Raw genomic sequence first — 17,022 nt, 5'->3', positions numbered from 1 at the left:
GCTGCGCACTACGTGCGGCGGGGGTTCTTTCGTCCTGCGGAATGTCCGCGAAGGTTAGCCCTCAGATCCTGCTACGACTACGTCCTCGGATTGTGGGGCTGAATGAAGGACGTGGCTGAGGGGGCCTTTTGCCCCTTTCGCTGTTTCGCGGCTTTGCCGCGAAAGTCGCGCTACTTTGGGGATGGATGGGGGCGTGGCTGGATTGCAGATTCAAATGGCTAGAGAGATATGGGCGCGAACGAGAAATCATTATTGGGGTCATCCTTTTCCATAAACTCATCAAGACAAAACGTCATGTAGATTGGAACATACAGAACCTTGCCCTCTTTGCTGAGGTTCTCGTGGCTCAGTACAACGGCCTCGGGAATTTTGTACTCGCCCACACTCATCAGACGATCGAGGGCCGCGTGCGCTCGAACCTTCTTACCCGATTTGACCTCGATTGGGACAACATGCCCGTGGGCGCCTTCGATTACAAAGTCAACTTCACCGACCTCACGCGTTTGGTAGTACCATGCATCCGCCCCGAGGGCAACAAGTTCCTGCGCGACCACGTTCTCATAGAGACCACCAAGGTTGGGAGTTTTCATATCAAGATAGACAGCGCGTGCAGTGCTGCCGGGGTACCGCGATGCTAGCATGCCTGTATCAGACTCGTATAGTTTGAAGGCTGTCGTTTTCTCCGTCCTCTTGAGAGGACTCCGTGGCTCCGTCACCCTGGCGACCATCAATCCAACACCTGCGTTAACAAGCCACAGGAAATCCTGCTCATATTTTTTAAGGCGAGCTCCCTCACCCAGAGACGAAACAACAAAGCGATGAGACTCCGCCTCAAGCTGAACGGGAATTTGCTCAAAAATCGACCGAACGTTAAACGCTCGAGTCGATGCATATTTTGAGATATCGCTTTTGTACTGATCGACCAACTGAGTTTGAAGCTCACGTGTGCTCACGAGCGAATAACCCGAATCAATATAATTCTGAACGACCTCCGGCATGCCGCCGCAAACGATATAAGCTCTATAGTTCTTGAGCATCGCCTCATGAATATAGTTTTCGACAGGATGTTTCTCGACAAGGCAGCTGCGAATGCCTGCAAGCACATTCTCGCTAACGCTGTTTGCCCAACAAAACTCTTCAAAATCCATCGGGCGCATAACAATGTGCTCTACATACCCCACCGGAAAAGAAGAGATCCCCTTAAACTCAGTCCCAAGCATAGACCCCGAGAAGACATAGCTAAAGCGCCCATCCTCGACCAACGCCTTCATGAGTGTAACGATCTGCGGATACTCCTGAATCTCATCGACAAAGACAAGCGTATCGCCCTCAACAAGCGGCGTATCCGCAAGAAGGGCTACGCGGTTGATAAAGTCAACGGAGTTCTTTGCGCCAACAAGTGCATTCCTTGCTTCGATATCGAGTAGTAAATTGACCTCAAAATACGAAGCGTAGTTGCTTTTTCCAAACGCGCGAATCGCATAGCTCTTGCCGATCTGACGCGCACCAGTAACAAGTAATGCCTTATTGGAGTTATTCTTCCAGCTCAAAAGCCTATCAGTGACCTTACGGCGTAGCATTAAACCCCCAAATGACAAAAATTGACAGATAGAATCGCCTAAAATCATACAAAAATTGGCAGATAATAACGTCGTAAATATACAAAAATTGGAAGATAGCAAAGGTCCGATAAGGTCTCAAAGCCACTGAAACAGCGCTCTACTTTGCGAAGGGGCTGGGGACGCTGTTGCGTGCGTCTCCAGCCCTCTGATTCTTACTTTGGGTCCCGTGGTGGGACTATGTTGGTGCTACCTGGCTGTTTTTACCTTGTCTCGCCGCTCTCTGTGCGTAGGCGGTAGCCGTGGACGAGGTCGCTAATAGCCGGCCAGGGAATCTGGCGGTCGACCCAAAATTGGAGCTGGACCAGATAGCGCTCAGTGGCACGGGTGAGGGCCGCGAACTGTTCGTGAGTCTCTACCTGGGCGTAGAGGTCGCGGCTGTGGGCGAGGATTGCCGTAGTGTCATCCATTTTGCCGGTGACGTCAAAGGCGCCCGAGAACCAGTCGCACAGGCGCGCGGCGCTGTTGTTGATCGTTGCGAGGTCGGCGGTGCCGTCGTTGGCGTTTTCGTTGGCCTGGGCTAGCAGGAGGGAGAGAGCGTCGGCGGCGTTCATACAGTAGCCGACGGTGAAGTTCCAGACGGCGAATTCGCGGCCGGTGTCGAGCTTGCGGCGGCGCATGTAGTCGATGTCACGGGGTTCTTCGAGCATCATTTGGTCAGCGAGGGCCTCAAGTGCAGTGGTGTACTCGGCAAGGTCGAGTGCGAGCAGGGTGTTGATATCCATCATCTTTAGGCCTCCGTTTCGATCTCGACGATTTCGTTTTTAATGTACATGCCCTGGTTGTCCCAGACATTGCGGCAGGCGGCGGCAAAGCGCTCGCGGTCGGCTTCGCAGATGCGGGCGAACATGTTGCAGGTGCCAAAGGGCTCGCACACGTCAAAGAAGATGCAAATTGACGACCAGCCGCCATACCAGCTCACGGCGCCCGCTGGCTCGTGAAAGACGGGGTTCTCGATGTGCTCGTAATTGGCGATGGGGCCCGATACGGGATAGGTTACCTCGGCATCGCAGATCTTGGCCGAAAAGATACGTGACTCGACCGGACAGGACGATTCGAACAGCTTGCACGCCTCGGGAGCCTTGTCCCAGAGCATGTCGGCGAGAAACGTCTCGCCATTCAGCGTGATCTTGAGCATTTTTGTCATAGTAAGGACCTCCTCAATCCGTCGCTCAAGGGGTTCGCTGGCGGATAAGGAGAAGACAGCAGCGGGGTCGCCGAACCCAAACTTCACGACAGATCTCTGTCGCCCCAGCCCGCGCTGTTCTTCGCTAAAGTACCATGCCGTAATTGCGCGCGCAATATCAGTTTTTGAATTTCTGGAAGCGGCAATCGACGAGACGGCTCGCCGGCTGCCGGCCGACGCGCGGTAAAGGTGCTCGTCTATTCCCTAAGTTGGATGAAAAACGCTATGTTATTGCAGGGGTGCATACTCGTCTTAAAAATGTATAGAATCTCGTATAGTGTGAGTAAGATATTGCGCTGTCTGTTTTGTGTTTAGCAAAGATATAGTTTGCATAATCTGGTCTAATCCCTGCTCTATCAAAATAAAGTCGCACGTAAATAGCTTAGATATGCTTGAGCTGGGCATCTTTACGCTGAACGGGTAAAAACGACCGTTCACCGTTCAACTGTTTTCAAAATGAATAAAATGAGCGATAAAGAGAATATAAACCTTAATAAACTCGCGTATTGCACGGACGTGGGTTATTAATGGGATGTAGGCCTTTTACAGAAAGGATTCCAGCAATGTCTAAGCCTCTTGGCAAGCCCGATCGTATTGTCGTCGCCCTTGGCGGCAACGCCCTCGGCAACAACCCCGTCGAGCAGATCGAGGCCGTGAGCAACACCGCCCACGCACTCCTTGGTCTCATCGAGCAGGGTAACGAGATCATCATCACCCACGGCAACGGCCCGCAGGTCGGCATGATCCAGAATGCCTTCGCCGCCGCCCACGACGCCATCGGCACCCCCGAGATGCCGCTGCCCGAGTGCGGCGCCATGTCCCAGGGCTACATTGGTTATCACCTGCAGCAGGGCATCGGCCGCGAGATGCACAAGCGCTATAAGCGTTGGCACGCCGCCACCGTCGTCACCCAGATCGAGTGCGACCCGGATGATCCTGCGTTCAAGAACCCGACCAAGCCGATCGGCCCCTTCTACACCGAGGAGCAGGCCAAGGAGTTCATGGCCGAGGATCCCTCCAAGGTCTTCGTCGAGGATTCCGGCCGCGGCTGGCGCCGCGTCGTCGCCTCCCCCGATCCCAAGAAGATCGTCGAGGCCGACTCCATCCTCAACCTGCTCGACAACGAGTTCATCGTCATCGCCTGCGGTGGCGGCGGCATTCCCGTCGTCCGCGACTACGAGAACAAGGGTTGCTACAAGGGCGTTCCCGCCGTCATCGACAAGGACCTGGGCGGCGAGCTGCTGGCCGAGGACTGCGACGCCGACGTTCTGTTCCTGCTGACCGCCGTTGAGCATGTCGCCATCAACTTTGGCAAGCCCAACCAGGAGGAGCTCGAGGACCTCACCGCCGACGAGGCCGAGCGCCTGGCCGACGAGGGCCAGTTCGGTAAGGGTTCCATGGAGCCCAAGGTCCGCGCTGCCATCAAGTTCGCCCGTTCCCGCAAGGGCCGCACCTGCATTATCGGCGCCCTGGACAAGGCCGCCGAGACCATGGCCGGCCTCTCCGGTACTCGCATCCACGAGTAGTCTCTACTCTGTTGCCTCTCTTGTGGGCGCCAGGCAAAGCGCCCACAAACTAGCCTCTCTTCATGAGCCCCGCAGTCCGCTCCGACTGCGGGGCTTTTGCTATTGAGGTGACTGTTCATGAGAAGCGCTGAAGACCGCGGAAACCCGGCACTTGGGGACGTTCCTTTTCTGCCGGCATCTTGGGACAGTCCTTTTCGGCAGCGCGAGCGGTCGTCTGCAAAGACCGTCCCCAGTGGCTAGTCATTTAATGGCTGGTCATTTAAGTCTGTCCCCAATGACTAGTATTGGCCATTTAAGTCTGTCCCCAATGACTAGTAGTAGGCCCACATGGCTTCGATTTCGTTGAGGACTTCTACGACGCCCCAGCGGCGGGCGCTACGGCTGGGCGAATTGGGATCGTAGACACCGATTTGGTCGGCGTCGTCAATGCCGTAGAGGACGATGTAATGACCCACGTTGGTAAACGTGCCGGGACGCACGACGGCGATTACGGGAGCACCCGAGCGCAAGGCCTGGGCCATCGAGTCTCGGTTGTTGTAGAGCTGCGTCCCGTTAAGCCCCAGCTGCGCGGCGCCGCTCGTCATAAACGACCACTCGGTGGCACCGGTGGGGGCATAGTTGCCCGCCTCGGAAAGGGCGCACATATCGACCGGTGTCATATCGGTGCGCCCCGTTTTAAAGATGTAGATCATGGTGAGGCAGGTGGGTCCGCAGCCGTTTTGGCGGATAGTTCCGCCGGCGTAGGGCAGCTCCGACCATGCGGGGTCGATCTGGTAGATATGCGGCATGGTGCCGGCACTCCACTGCGAACGTGGGGTCGAAAAAGCAAACGAGTAGCCGGGTGCGACTGGGGCTTTGAGGAGCTTTTCCTCGGCGGTGGGCTCTAGGCCGGCAGAGCCATGCGAGGCACACGACCCCAGATACACAAATGCCAGACATGCCATGATGGAGCACAGGGCAAGACAGAGACGATGAATCTGCGGATTGGCGGCCCTGGCACGTCCCAGCGGCCGTGGCTGCTTTGCGCCGCGTCCGCCGCGGGGCTTCGAAAAGAAACGGCTGATGTGGTTGTCAGACTTTCGCCGATCGATTTTCTGCCGCCGAGGCACTTCGGCCCGGCGTTGACGGGTGCCCGAGCATGGGCGACCCGCCTGACGCGTGCTGGTATTCTGCGGCATAGACGACGAGGGGCGATCCTGCGGACGCTGCGGCCCGTCGTTGTCAGAAACACTCCTGGATGCTGGCGTGGTACGCCCGGCAAGGCGAACGTTTCGCTGTCGTTCGCCGCCGTTGTATTCGTATGCCATTTGCACCGCCTCGTCTCATGTATAACCCGTCCATCCTACAAAAAAGACGTGCAGCAAATGAGGACATACACCAAAACCTCGGTAAGCGGCATGGACGGGAGCGAGTCTGGTGCCATAAAGCGACGCCCTCCGCGAGCGATTGAGTCGCGTCATCAAAACGGACGCCCGCACCGAGTGGCGCCCCTCGCCGTTCGTCCCAAAAACGGCGCCGCTCGTTTTGCAGTTCTGCCTTCGGTCGAGCTACGAGTGGCGTTGCTGTGCCAAGGCCGTATCTTAAAGCCATGAAATAAAAAGTGCGCGGTAAAACAGGCCGTGCAAGGGGTGACGCCAAGGGGCGTCAGAAAGGAAAGGAGGGGAACAATGGCGGACAAGAACGCAGAAGTTGCAGTCGAGGATACCGGCGGCATGAAGAAAACGCTTTCGCTCTGGAACTTCTTCACCATCGGTTTCGGTGCCATCATCGGTACCGGTTGGGTTCTGCAGGTCGGCGACTGGATGGTCGTGGGCGGCGGTCCCGTTCCCGCTATGATCGCATTCCTCTTGGGCGCAATCTTCCTCGTGCCCGTCGGAGCTGTTTTCGGTGAGCTTACGGCTGCTATCCCCATCTCGGGCGGCATCGTCGAGTATGTCGATCGTAGCTTTGGCCGTACGATGAGCTACATCACCGGTTGGCTCCTGGCCCTGGGCAACGGCATCCTGTGCCCGTGGGAGGCCATTGCCATTTCGACTCTCGTGTCCGAGATGTTCGGTAGCCTGCCCGGTCTTGAGTGGCTGCGCGCCGTCAAGCTCTACACCATCCTGGGCGCCGACGTTTACCTGTTCCCGACGCTGATCGCGCTCGGCTTTGCAGTCTACGTCATCTTCCTCAATTTTCGCGGTGCCAGCTCGGCCGCCAAGCTCCAAGCCTTCCTGACCAAGGCCCTGCTCTGCGGCATGCTACTCGCCATGGGCGTCTCGCTGTTCACCGGCTCGCCGAATAACGCCATGCCTGTGTTCTCCCAGGTCGCCGGTGCTGGCGGCGGTAAGGCCGCAACCGAGGGCACCAGCCTGTTCGCCGGTATCGTGTCGGTCCTGGTTTTGACCCCGTTCTTCTACGCCGGTTTCGACACCATTCCTCAGCAGGCTGAGGAAGCAGCCGAGGGCCTTAACTGGAACAAGTTCGGCAAGATCATCTCCCTGGCCCTGCTGGCCGCCGGCGGCTTCTACATGGTCTGCATTTACTCGTTCGGCACTATCCTTGACTGGCATGAGTTTGTTAAGAGCCCGGTTCCCGCGCTTGCCTGTCTTAAGGGCATCAACATGCTCCTGTACCTGGCCATGCTCGTCATCGCCACGCTTGGACCCATGGGCCCGATGAACTCCTTCTACGGCGCCACGAGCCGCATTATGCTCGCCATGGGCCGCAAGGGCCAGCTGCCCGAGAAGTTTGCCGAGGTCGATCCCAATTCCGGCGCTCCCAAGCTCGCCTGCGTCGTTCTGGCCATCATCACCGTCGTCGGTCCGTTCCTGGGCAAGAACATGCTCATCCCTCTGACCAATGTGTCGGCTCTCGCCTTCATCTTCTCTTGCGGCATGGTCGCTCTTGCCTGCCTGCGCATGCGCTTCACCGAGCCCGACCTACCTCGTCCCTACGAGGTGCCCGGCGGCAAGTTTGGCATCAGCCTCGCCATCGCTGCCTGCGCCATCATCATCGGCCTGCTCGTGATTCCGTTCTCTCCCGCCTCCCTCAACATGGTGGAGTGGAGCATCGTGATCGGCTGGTTGGCTATTGGCCTGGCTCTCATGGCTTTCACCAATTCCCGTAAAAAGTAACGCCTAACCGGGGCGGATTGGGTGCGCGGTGCCCTCTCTCCCGCGTACCGAACCCGGCATCACTTGGGTAGCTTTGTGAGGCCTTAACCCAACACGGCCTCACCCACTATATGGATCCATAAGGAGGAACCATGTCCACTAAGTATGCAATCGTTGGCGGCAAGCTCATCGACGGTACCGGTGCCGAGCCGGTCGAGAACTCCCTCGTTCTCGTCGACGACAACGGCAAGATCGAGTACGCCGGTGTTATGCAGGACCTTCCCGAGGGCGTTGAGGTTATCGACGCCGCCGGCAAGACTGTCCTTCCCGGCCTGATCGACACCCACCTGCACTTCTCGGGCAACCTGACCGACGATGACACCGATTGGGTCATGCAGCCGCTTCTCGAGAAGCAGGCCGTCGCCGTCAAGCAGGCCTACGACTGCCTCACCCACGGCCTCACCACCGTCTGCGAGATCGGCCGCTTTGGTATCCAGATTCGCGACTGCATCGACAAGGGTGTCTTTAAGGGCCCGCGCGTTCTGGCCACCGGCCTCGGCTTCTGCCGTGTTGCCGGTCACGGTGACTCCCACCACTGCACCCAGGAGCTCAACAAGGAATCCCATCCCTGGGGCGACCAGGTCGACGGTCCTTGGGATCTGCGCAAGGCCGTCCGTCGTCGCCTGCGCGAGAACCCCGATGCCATCAAGATCTGGGCTACCGGTGGCGGCATCTGGCGCTGGGACTCCGGTCGCGACCAGCACTATTGCTCCGAGGAGATCCAGGCCGTGGTCGAAGAGGCCAAGATGGTCGGTATCCCCGTGTGGAGCCACTGCTACAACAACCACGCCGCCGCCTACGATTCCGTTCGCTTTGGCTGCGAGCAGCTGATTCACGGCTTCGATATCGATGAGCGCACCATGGACCTTATGGCCGAGCAGGGCACCTTCTTCACCCCGACGATCGCCTTCCTGCCCACCTGGTACGCCACCTATCCTCCCGTCTATGTCCCCGAGCTGCACGACAAGTACGAGGGTACCCTGGTCGAGAAGGAGCTGCAGCGCAACTATGACTGCCTGCGCGAGGCCAAGAAGCGCGGCGTCGTCATGACGATCGGCTCTGACTCCTTCTCCTTCGTCACCCCGTACGGCACCTGCTCCATCGAGGAGATGTACGAGTTCGTCGACAAGATCGGCTTCACCCCGGTCGAGACCATCACCTGCGCCACCCTCAACGGTGCCAAGATGTGCCACATCGAGGACGAGACCGGTTCCATCGAGGCCGGCAAGTGCGCCGACCTGCTGGTCGTCAACGGTGACGTCGCCGCCGACATCCACGTGCTCAACACCGACAACATGGACGTCATCATGAAGGACGGCTGGATTGTCGAGGCCGGCACCTTCGGCGAGCCAAACAAGTACAGCGCCTAAGCTACCGTTTGTCGATGGCTGGATGTAAAACACAGTTTTTGATTGCATAATGCAATGGAGAGGGTCGCTTGCGGCCCTCTTTATTGCTATCGGTGCTACGGACAAGAGGGGATGACGGTGGATCTCAATAGGCTGATTCTGGGCAAGAGTTACAACTCTACCAAGGTCTTTCGTACGGCCCAGCATGTGGTCCAGGCCATCCTACTCGGTGTTGTCGTTCCGGCGCTTATCTTGCTGCTTATCTGGGATTTAACCGATAATCCCAATCCCGTTCCAGGCGTTGTCGTTATTGCCGGCCTGGTCATGCTGTGCTTCTTCTTCTCGTATGTCTTTGTGGTCCCCGATGACCTCACATCGAGCGCAACCGACCGCACGCTCGCCATCGCATCAAAAATATTTGCCTACACGTCGCGCGGCCTTACGCCCGAAGCAGCCCTGGGTGCCTCTAAAATCATCCTGTCCGAGACCATCGCTTCTGCCATCTGCTTTACTGACGGCAGGCAGGTGCTGGCAAGCTGGGGCGAGGACTCGGCAAAGTGCCCTGCCGGAACCCCGGTAGTGCTCAAGACCACGCTCAACGTGATTGAGACGGGCGAGCAGAGCGTGTTTTCGCGTGATGCGTCCAATGAGACGGGCGGCTATTTTCCCCGCCTGCGTGCCGGTATTGTCGCGCCGCTTAGCGTGCGTGGTCATTGCGTGGGCACACTCGAGCTGTATTACCCCCGCCTGAGCAGCATCGATATGCGCCAGACGGCGCTTGCCTCGGGTTTCGCCGATCTCATTTCCACGCAGCTCGCCAGCTTTGAGCTCGAGCGCCAGGATGAGCTCACGGCCCGCGTTGAGCTCCGCGCTCTGCAGTCGCAGGTCGATCCGCATTTTCTATTCAATACCATTAGCACGATCGTTTCGCTCGTTCGAACCGAGCCCGACAAGGCGCGATCGCTGCTGATCGACTTTTCCAACTACTATCGTCAGACGCTTTCTGACTCCGATACGCTCACCACGCTCGAGCACGAGGTGGAGCAGGGCACCCGTTATATCAATCTTATGCAGGCCCGGTATGGCGACGGCCGTCTGCGCGTTTCGGTCGACATCGACTTTGAGGTGCGCGACAGCCTGGTGCCGCCGTTTATCTTGCAGCCGCTGCTCGAAAACTGCATCAAGCATGCGCAGCGCGAGACCGAGCCGCTTTCCATTCGTGTTAGGGCTTATGAGACCGATGACGGCTTGGAGATCATCGTCGAAGATGACGGCATCGGTATGAGCGAAGAAGTCTGCGCGCATCTGTTTGAGCAGCATCGCCGAGAGGAGCCCGAAAGCATTACCGCCGACGGCTCCGTCAAGCGAGGTTGCGGCCTGGCGCTCTTCAACGTGCTTCAGCGCATCCATTTCTTTTACGGAGAAGATTCTGGCATGCGCGTGAAGTCCCAGGAGGGCGCGGGAACGCAGGTCATCGTTGAGTTGAACGGCGAGCCGCATGAGCCGGCGCCGCTAACGGTGTAGCACGCGGTTGGATTGAGAGAAAAAAGAGGGGAAGCGCATATGTCCGAAGGCTGGAACATCTTGGTGGTTGATGACGAGCCCCCAATTAGGGCTGAGCTACGCTATCTGTTGGAAAAGGATGCGCGTGTGGGCCAGATTGCCGAGGCGGGCAATGTCACCGAAGCTGTGGAATCGATTCTGTCGAACAAGCCCGACGTGCTGTTTTTAGACATTACCATGCCCGGTCGCTCGGGAATTGAGCTTGCCGAGACGCTTCAGAACTTAAAGACACCGCCGGTCGTGGTGTTTGTGACGGCATTTGCCGAGTATGCGGCCGATGCCTATAACCTCGATGCCGTCGATTACATCGTAAAGCCGGTCGAGGATGCTCGCCTGTCAAAGGCGCTCGACAAGATCGAGACCGCCCTGGGCGCTCGCCGTGTCGTCCATGCTCCGCGCCAGCCTTTGCGCCTGACGGGGGATCGTGGGGGTAAAAAGGTGTTCATTCCCGTGGCGGATGTCTGCTACTTTGAGGCGCGCGCCGATTTTTGCAACGCCGTTTGCGCCGAGGGAACATATCTGATCAATGAGTCGATTTCATCGCTCGAGCGGCGCCTGGCCTCCGAGGGCTTTATCCGTGTCCACCGCAGCTATCTGGTCAATTTGGAAGACGTGCACAATGTCGAGATCGGTTCTACGGGTCTTATGGAACTCAGGCTCGATCGCGTAACCTCGACGGTGCCCGTGTCCCGTCGTCGCGCTGCCGAGGTTAAGGCGCGCCTGGGGCTTGTGTAGACGGTCCGCATGCCATCGTTTGCCGACGCGGGTTTGGCATGGCCGCGCGGTGGGCATAATGGGTGACATCGAATGAAATCGAAAGGATCATTATGCCTGCGCTTATTACGCATCATCTGTTTGGCGAGGAAAGCATCGATCGTCTGCCGCAGGGCGTCATTACGTCCGACGAGGAACGCATTGCCTTTATCCTGGGCAACCAGGGTCCCGACCCGTTTTTCTTCCACATCCTGACGCCGCGCGTTTCCGACTGCACGCTGCTGGCACAGGCCATGCATCGCTCGCGCATGTCGCGCCAGTTCTCGTGCCTGCGCGACGGCGTGTCCCATCTGCTCCCGCGCGATGCCAACTTGGGCCGCGCCTTTACGCTGGGCCTGCTGTCGCACTACGTGCTCGACCGTAATGCCCACCCCTTTGTCTACGAGCAGCAGTTTGGCATTGTCGAGTCCGATCCCGAGCTGGGGGATTCGGGCAGCCAGGTCCATGCGGTGCTCGAAAGTGACCTGGACGTGTTGATGCTGCAGCTCAAGCGCGACGGGGCCACGGTCGAGGACTATCCGCCGGCGGGCGAGATCGTCACCACCGACCGCATCAATCGCGTGGCCGGCGTGCTGATGAGCTATGTTGCCGGGCGTGTGTACGGTATCGATATCCCAGCGGGGGAGTACGGTGCCGCCGTTGCCGACATGCAGCTGCTCTATCGCGCCATTGAACCGGCGGGCTCGGCCAAGACGCGTGCAATTGCCCTGGTCGAGGGCCTAGTACACGACTACTCCCTGCTCGATGGCCTTGCTCACCGCGTGACGACCGAGCCGCCCGAGCGCACCGGCAATCTGGGCCATCTGACGTGGAAGAATCCCTTTACCGATGAGGTCTCGAACGAGAGCTTCCCCGAGGTCTTTGACCGCGCGCTGGTCGATTACGAGTGCACGGTCACCCGCTTTATCGAGACCGGCGATATGGAGGCCGTGACCAACCACGTCAATTACAGCGGTCGCGTGCTCGGCGCTGACGAAGAGTTCGACCGCGAGGAGTAGAGCTCGTGCGTGCCCCTTTGCCGAATCCTTACCGGTGCCTCTGTGCAATTGGGGTACGATGAACTGACTGCATATCGGGCGAATACGAAGGGTCCCTGTCCATGAAATACACCAAGCTCGAGCGTAACTGGGTTATGTACGATGTGGGCAATTCGGCCCTCGTGTTGCTCAACACTTCGGTGGTGCCCATCTACTTTAACGCCATCAATACCGGTGCTTCCTCGGCCGACCTGGTGGTCGCTTGGGGTAGCGCGCAGACGATTGCCTCGCTGGTCATTGCCATGCTCATGCCCATTCTGGGCGCGCTTGCCGATTACGCCGGCAACAAGATCAAGTTCTTCTTGGGCTTCTTCCTCACGGGCTTGGTGCTTTGCCTGGCGCAGGCTATCCCAATGTCCGCCATGGCATTTTTGACCGTGTACGTGCTGTGCACCATCGGCCTTAACTCTTCTATGACGTTCTATGACGCCATGCTGCCCGACATTACCACCGACGAGCGCATGGACGCCGTGTCCAGCTCGGGCTATGCCTGGGGTTACATCGGTTCCACCGTGCCGTTCATCATCTGCCTGGCGCTTATCATGGGTGGTCCCGCTCTTGGCGTCCCCACCATGCTGGCAACGCGTCTGTCGTTTGTCATCACTGGTGCCTGGTGGCTCATCTTTACCCTGCCGCTCATTCGCACCTATAAGCAAAAGTACGGTCGTGAGCGCGGTCCCGAGGACACCATCGGCCACATCGTGGGCGGCGTGTTCTCCGAGGTCGTACACACCATGCGCGAGATCGCCCACAACAAGATCGTGCTGGTCTACATGATTGCGTTCTTCTTCTACATCGACGGTGTGCACACGGTCATTTCCATGGCAACCAGCTACGGTTCGGCTCTGGGCATCGACTCGACCCAGCTGGTACTGGCCCTGCTCGTTACACAGTTCGTGGCCTTTCCGTCCGCCATCATCTACGGCAAGCTCGCCGGACGCGTGGGCACGCTCAACATGATCCTGGTGGCGGTCGCCGCCTACATGGGCATTGTGCTGTTCGCCGCGTTTTTCCTCAAGACCGCCTTTGAATTCTGGGTGCTTGCCATTATGGTCGGCCTGTTCCAGGGTGGCGTGCAGGCACTCAGCCGTAGCTACTTTGGCCGCATCATCCCCAAGGAAAAGTCCAACGAGTACTACGGCTTCTTTGACATCTTTGGGCGCTATGCAAGCGTTATGGGCACCTTTCTGGTGTCGGTCGTCACCTCGCTGACCGGCAACCCGTCGCTGGGCGTTCTTTCCATTGCTGTGCTGCTGGTCGTTGGCTTTATGCTGCTGGCCCGCCTGTCTCGCATGACTCGAGCGGCAGAGCATGCCGCATAGGAGCGAGCGGCTATTGTGCCTGTCCGCGGTACTCTTTTGGGGTTATCCGCAATAAACATTGCGACTTGCGAGCAATGATTTGCCCAAGTGGGTATGATGGAATCAGCTAGGTCGCGGGGCGTCGCCTGTGTTTGGCGGCGCCTCGTTTTTGTGTTGCAGGGAGGGAAGGCATGAACGCCACGGTTGTGATTCCAACATATTGGGCGGGCGATGATGCCCATGCAAACGCTCCCGGTGTCTATGACCACTCGACGAAGCTCAACGCCGCCAATCCCGAGCTCGATCGCTGTCTTGCTTCGCTCGAGCAGGTACGCGATATTCCGCGAATCATCCTTTTGGTGGTCTGTCCCATCTCGGCCACGGCGGATGTGTCGAAGCGCGTACGCGAAATCGTCGACGCGCACCCTACGCTCAAAGTTACCGTAGTCACCAATACCCAGGCATCGCGTATCGCCGACCGCGTAGCGCAGATTGCGCCCAAGGGTTCGGGGGAATGCGTGAGCCTGCGCGGCTATGGCGCCATCCGCAATATGGGACTTGCCTGTGCCGCCGTGCTGGGTCACGATGCCGTCATCTTTTTGGATGACGACGAGACTGTCATCGATGCCGACTTTATGAAACGCGCGACTTACGCGTTGGGGCAGCAGACGCGTCAGGGCCTGCCGATCTTGGTTAAGAGCGGCTACTTTTACGATCGAGACGGATCGCCGCTGGCCCCCACGGACAAGGTGGGCATCTGCCACCGTTGGTGGACCAAGCGTATTGAGTTCAATCGCTGGATGAAAAAGGCGCTCTCGGGTACCCGTATTTCGCGTTCAAACTATGTGTGCGGCGGCCTTATGGCCCTCCATGCCCGCGCCTTTACCCGCGTGGCATTTGACCCGTTTATCACTCGTGGCGAGGACCTGGACTACCTCTTTAATATGCGCATATTTGGCTACGACGTATGGTTTGATAACGAGTGGACCGTACGCCATCTACCGCCCGAGTCCGAGAAACGCTCGCCGCGCTTTATGCAGGACGTGTACCGTTGGTACTACGAACGTGCCAAGCTAACGTTTGCCGCGCATCAGAAAGAGCTCATTCCCGTTACAGCCGCGTCTCTCATGCCCTATCCGGGTCCGTGGATTTCGCGCGAGCTTGACGATCGCGTGCGTAAGACTGCCATGGTCCGCAGCATTTTTACCCGCGAGCACGAGGGATACCTACGCATTTGGCGCCACGGTATTGACGAGGCCAGGACCTACGCACGCCAAAACGCCGCAAGCTACCTGCGGTTCCAGAGCTTCTGGCCCAAGATTATGGATGGGCTCTGGCGTGACGCCCAGCTGACCAGCATCCTGGAGGGGACTGAATGATCGACCGCCGCGCCCAGCGCGATAGTTCAATGTCAATCTTTCGCATCATTGCCGTATCCTGCGCCATTTGTGTGCTGGTGTACTTTGTTTTTGCCCTGGCGACTGGAATCGAGCCAATCGCGACCGTGGTCGCCTGTACGCTGCTATGCATCTTCCTGTGTATCTTTATCTTTTTGACGCTCAATCCCGATTCGGTTCGCTCGCAGTACACCGAGGAGACGCTCTCGGTGGCCTCGGCCATGCTCGAGGACATTAAAGGCGGTCTGACGCAGGAGTCAGCACGTCTGGTGTGCCAGCGCATTTTGCCCGAGACACGCGCCATGACAGTTGCCGTTACCGACGAGAGCAACGTACTGGCCTGCGCGGGCGAGTTTGAGGAAAAGCTGCTGCCCAATTCTCCCATTCATACGCTCGCCACGCGCTACGTCATCGAACACGGTATCGTCCAGTCGTTCAACCGCGTGGTGGACGTGGTGGGTTCGGATGGCTCACACAACCAGGTCCCCGCTGGCATCATCGCACCCATCAAGGTGGGCGACCGCACCGTCGGCACGCTCAAGTTCTATTACAAGACCCCGCGTGCCGTCGACCGTACCCAGTATGCGCTCGCCTCGGGTTTTGCCGAAATCCTGTCCACGCAGCTCGCCATTCACGAGCTCGAGGTGCAAAAGGAGCTCACGGCCCGTGCCGAGGTGCGTGCCCTGCAGGCGCAGATTAACCCGCACTTCCTGTTCAACACGCTCAACACCATCGCATCGTTTACGCGTACCGACCCGCTGCGCGCCCGCGAGCTGCTGCGCGAGTTCTCCTCGTTCTATCGCGCAACGCTCGACAATTCGGGTTCGCTCATTCCCGTGTCGCGCGAGGTCGCACAGACCAAGCGCTACCTGACGTTTGAGAAGGCGCGCTTTGGCGAGGATCGCGTGCTGGCGACCTTTGACGTGTCCGAGGATGTCGAGGACACGCTGGTTCCGGCATTTGTGATCCAACCGATTGTCGAGAACGCCGTGCGTCACGGCATGGGTGATGCCAGTGCGCTGAAGATTGACGTGACGGTGCGCAGGGATGGTGACGATGCGATTTTGATTTCGGTGGCCGATGACGGTGTGGGCATGGACGAGGGCATCGCTGCCAGACTGTTTGACGAGCGCTCTGCCCGCCCCGACGCCAGCTCCCCGCAGGGTGGCGGCGCCGGCGTTGCCATGCACAATATTTCGGAGCGCATTCATCGCTTTTATGGGCCGCACTCCTATACGCGCGTCGAATCGGCGCCGGGTAAGGGCGCTAAAGTGCTCCTACATCTCGATTTGTCGGAGAGCATCTTCGACATTCAAGAGTAGAATAATTGGTCACGGGCTTAACGCCGGTTGGCGTATGCCCGACGTAGTTAGTTGACGAAAGGTTTTATCCCCATGCTGCGTGCGATGATTGTGGATGATGAGGCCCCGGCCCGTTCGGAACTTCGCTTCTTGCTCGAGCAGACGGGCAAGATCGGCACGATCACAGAAGCGTCGAGCGTTCGCTCCGCCATCGAGATGCTTATGGAGAGTCGCGTTGATGTCGTGTTCCTCGATATTTCGATGCCTGGCGCTTCGGGTCTGCAACTTGCCGAGGCGCTGCATAAGCTTAAGAATCCGCCGGCGATCGTGTTTGTGACCGCGTACAGCGATCATGCGGTTGAGGCGTTTGATGTGGATGCCGTCGACTATCTGATGAAGCCGGTAGAGGAAGCCCGCCTGGATCGTGCAATCGAGAAGGTCATGCAGCGCACGAAGCCCGTTGCGGACAGCAAGGTGACCATCGAGCGCATCCCGGTGGAGAAGGGCGGCCGCAAGGTGCTCATCCCCGTGGACGACATTCGCTTCATTATGGCCAAGGACGATTACTCCTGTATCTATACCGTCGACGACCGTTTTTTGTCGACGACCTCGCTGGCACAGTTCGAGGCCAAGCTCTGTGATTTTGGCTTCTTCCGCGTTCACCGCCGCTATATCGTTAACCTGGCGTGTGTTACCGACGTCGAGACGGTTCCCTCGGGCGCTATCCAGCTGGGCATTACGGGCGTCGACGAACGCGTACCGGTTTCGCGCCGTCGCGTCGTACCGCTCAAGAAGGCCCTGAGCCTCTAGC

The 17,022-nt window shown here is 58.4% G+C and carries 14 protein-coding genes; 10 read left to right on the top strand and 4 right to left on the bottom strand.

The window, feature by feature from the left end; translation table 11 throughout:
* Positions 1–218: 218 nt before the first annotated feature.
* From ACTNA2_RS07310 to ACTNA2_RS07300, 3 genes are all read right to left on the bottom strand, one after another.
* The gene (locus ACTNA2_RS07310) at positions 219–1,580 is read right to left on the bottom strand and encodes an ATP-binding protein (RefSeq protein ID WP_441049031.1); all 1,362 of its coding nucleotides are present in this window, start codon (positions 1,578–1,580) and stop codon (positions 219–221) included.
* 242 nt (positions 1,581–1,822) lie between these two features.
* The gene (locus ACTNA2_RS07305) at positions 1,823–2,344 is read right to left on the bottom strand and encodes a hypothetical protein (RefSeq protein ID WP_441049030.1); all 522 of its coding nucleotides are present in this window, start codon (positions 2,342–2,344) and stop codon (positions 1,823–1,825) included.
* Between the two features lie 5 nt (positions 2,345–2,349).
* Positions 2,350–2,766: a DUF3830 family protein gene (locus ACTNA2_RS07300; protein ID WP_154518619.1), complete on the bottom strand. Its 417-nt coding sequence runs from the start codon at positions 2,764–2,766 to the stop codon at positions 2,350–2,352.
* A 602-nt stretch (positions 2,767–3,368) separates the two neighbouring features.
* Here ACTNA2_RS07300 and arcC point away from each other — a divergent pair.
* A complete protein-coding gene (gene arcC / locus ACTNA2_RS07295) occupies positions 3,369–4,331 on the top strand; it encodes a carbamate kinase (RefSeq protein ID WP_006235166.1) in 963 nt (320 codons plus the stop codon).
* Positions 4,332–4,642: 311 nt separating this feature from the next.
* Here arcC and ACTNA2_RS07290 read toward each other — a convergent pair whose 3' ends face one another.
* Positions 4,643–5,275 (bottom strand): C39 family peptidase, encoded by a 633-nt coding sequence (locus ACTNA2_RS07290; RefSeq protein WP_441049029.1) that lies wholly within the window; start codon positions 5,273–5,275, stop codon positions 4,643–4,645.
* Between the two features lie 723 nt (positions 5,276–5,998).
* Between ACTNA2_RS07290 and ACTNA2_RS07285 the strand changes: the two genes are divergently transcribed.
* The 9 genes from ACTNA2_RS07285 to ACTNA2_RS07245 all read left to right on the top strand — a co-directional run bounded on the left by ACTNA2_RS07285 (position 5,999) and on the right by ACTNA2_RS07245 (position 17,021).
* Positions 5,999–7,450 carry an APC family permease gene (locus tag ACTNA2_RS07285; RefSeq protein WP_441049028.1) on the top strand — a complete coding sequence of 484 codons (1,452 nt, stop codon included), beginning with the start codon at positions 5,999–6,001 and terminating at the stop codon, positions 7,448–7,450.
* Positions 7,451–7,581: 131 nt separating this feature from the next.
* Positions 7,582–8,859, top strand: coding sequence for a metal-dependent hydrolase family protein (locus ACTNA2_RS07280; protein ID WP_154518625.1), 1,278 nt, complete (start codon positions 7,582–7,584; stop codon positions 8,857–8,859).
* A gap of 117 nt (positions 8,860–8,976) precedes the next feature.
* Positions 8,977–10,362: a sensor histidine kinase gene (locus ACTNA2_RS07275; RefSeq protein ID WP_441049027.1), complete on the top strand. Its 1,386-nt coding sequence runs from the start codon at positions 8,977–8,979 to the stop codon at positions 10,360–10,362.
* Positions 10,363–10,401: 39 nt separating this feature from the next.
* Positions 10,402–11,136: a LytR/AlgR family response regulator transcription factor gene (locus ACTNA2_RS07270; RefSeq protein ID WP_441049026.1), complete on the top strand. Its 735-nt coding sequence runs from the start codon at positions 10,402–10,404 to the stop codon at positions 11,134–11,136.
* Positions 11,137–11,228: 92 nt separating this feature from the next.
* Positions 11,229–12,173, top strand: coding sequence for a zinc dependent phospholipase C family protein (locus tag ACTNA2_RS07265; RefSeq protein ID WP_441049025.1), 945 nt, complete (start codon positions 11,229–11,231; stop codon positions 12,171–12,173).
* A 101-nt stretch (positions 12,174–12,274) separates the two neighbouring features.
* Positions 12,275–13,534: an MFS transporter gene (locus ACTNA2_RS07260; RefSeq protein ID WP_441049024.1), complete on the top strand. Its 1,260-nt coding sequence runs from the start codon at positions 12,275–12,277 to the stop codon at positions 13,532–13,534.
* Between the two features lie 170 nt (positions 13,535–13,704).
* On the top strand, positions 13,705–14,892 hold the full coding sequence (locus ACTNA2_RS07255) for a glycosyltransferase (RefSeq protein WP_427794495.1): 1,188 nt from the start codon (positions 13,705–13,707) through the stop codon (positions 14,890–14,892).
* Positions 14,889–16,232, top strand: a complete 1,344-nt coding sequence (locus ACTNA2_RS07250; RefSeq protein WP_427794496.1) for a histidine kinase — start codon at positions 14,889–14,891, stop codon at positions 16,230–16,232. The genes ACTNA2_RS07255 and ACTNA2_RS07250 overlap by 4 nt, the downstream gene beginning before the upstream one ends.
* Before the next feature lie 72 nt (positions 16,233–16,304).
* Positions 16,305–17,021, top strand: coding sequence for a LytR/AlgR family response regulator transcription factor (locus ACTNA2_RS07245; RefSeq protein WP_154518646.1), 717 nt, complete (start codon positions 16,305–16,307; stop codon positions 17,019–17,021).
* The last annotated feature ends 1 nt before the right edge of the window (position 17,022 follow it).

Origin of the sequence: Collinsella sp. HCP28S3_E9 (assembly GCF_052065455.1) — a bacterium.
Lineage (GTDB): Bacteria > Actinomycetota > Coriobacteriia > Coriobacteriales > Coriobacteriaceae > Collinsella.
The sequence above is the reverse complement of the archived record's forward strand: the minus strand, read 5'-3'. Positions and strand labels throughout refer to the sequence as shown.

Excerpts from the sequence above, each read along its gene's own strand:
- ACTNA2_RS07255 (WP_427794495.1), top strand. The coding sequence starts at position 13,705 with ATGAACGCCACGGTTGTGATTCCAACATATTGGGCGGGCGATGATGCC.
- ACTNA2_RS07290 (WP_441049029.1), bottom strand. The coding sequence starts at position 5,275 with ATGGCATGTCTGGCATTTGTGTATCTGGGGTCGTGTGCCTCGCATGGC.
- ACTNA2_RS07310 (WP_441049031.1), bottom strand. The coding sequence starts at position 1,580 with ATGCTACGCCGTAAGGTCACTGATAGGCTTTTGAGCTGGAAGAATAAC.
- ACTNA2_RS07300 (WP_154518619.1), bottom strand. The coding sequence starts at position 2,766 with ATGACAAAAATGCTCAAGATCACGCTGAATGGCGAGACGTTTCTCGCC.
- ACTNA2_RS07285 (WP_441049028.1), top strand. The coding sequence starts at position 5,999 with ATGGCGGACAAGAACGCAGAAGTTGCAGTCGAGGATACCGGCGGCATG.
- ACTNA2_RS07305 (WP_441049030.1), bottom strand. The coding sequence starts at position 2,344 with ATGGATATCAACACCCTGCTCGCACTCGACCTTGCCGAGTACACCACT.
- ACTNA2_RS07270 (WP_441049026.1), top strand. The coding sequence starts at position 10,402 with ATGTCCGAAGGCTGGAACATCTTGGTGGTTGATGACGAGCCCCCAATT.
- ACTNA2_RS07250 (WP_427794496.1), top strand. The coding sequence starts at position 14,889 with ATGATCGACCGCCGCGCCCAGCGCGATAGTTCAATGTCAATCTTTCGC.
- ACTNA2_RS07265 (WP_441049025.1), top strand. The coding sequence starts at position 11,229 with ATGCCTGCGCTTATTACGCATCATCTGTTTGGCGAGGAAAGCATCGAT.
- ACTNA2_RS07260 (WP_441049024.1), top strand. The coding sequence starts at position 12,275 with ATGAAATACACCAAGCTCGAGCGTAACTGGGTTATGTACGATGTGGGC.
- arcC (WP_006235166.1), top strand. The coding sequence starts at position 3,369 with ATGTCTAAGCCTCTTGGCAAGCCCGATCGTATTGTCGTCGCCCTTGGC.
- ACTNA2_RS07280 (WP_154518625.1), top strand. The coding sequence starts at position 7,582 with ATGTCCACTAAGTATGCAATCGTTGGCGGCAAGCTCATCGACGGTACC.
- ACTNA2_RS07245 (WP_154518646.1), top strand. The coding sequence starts at position 16,305 with ATGCTGCGTGCGATGATTGTGGATGATGAGGCCCCGGCCCGTTCGGAA.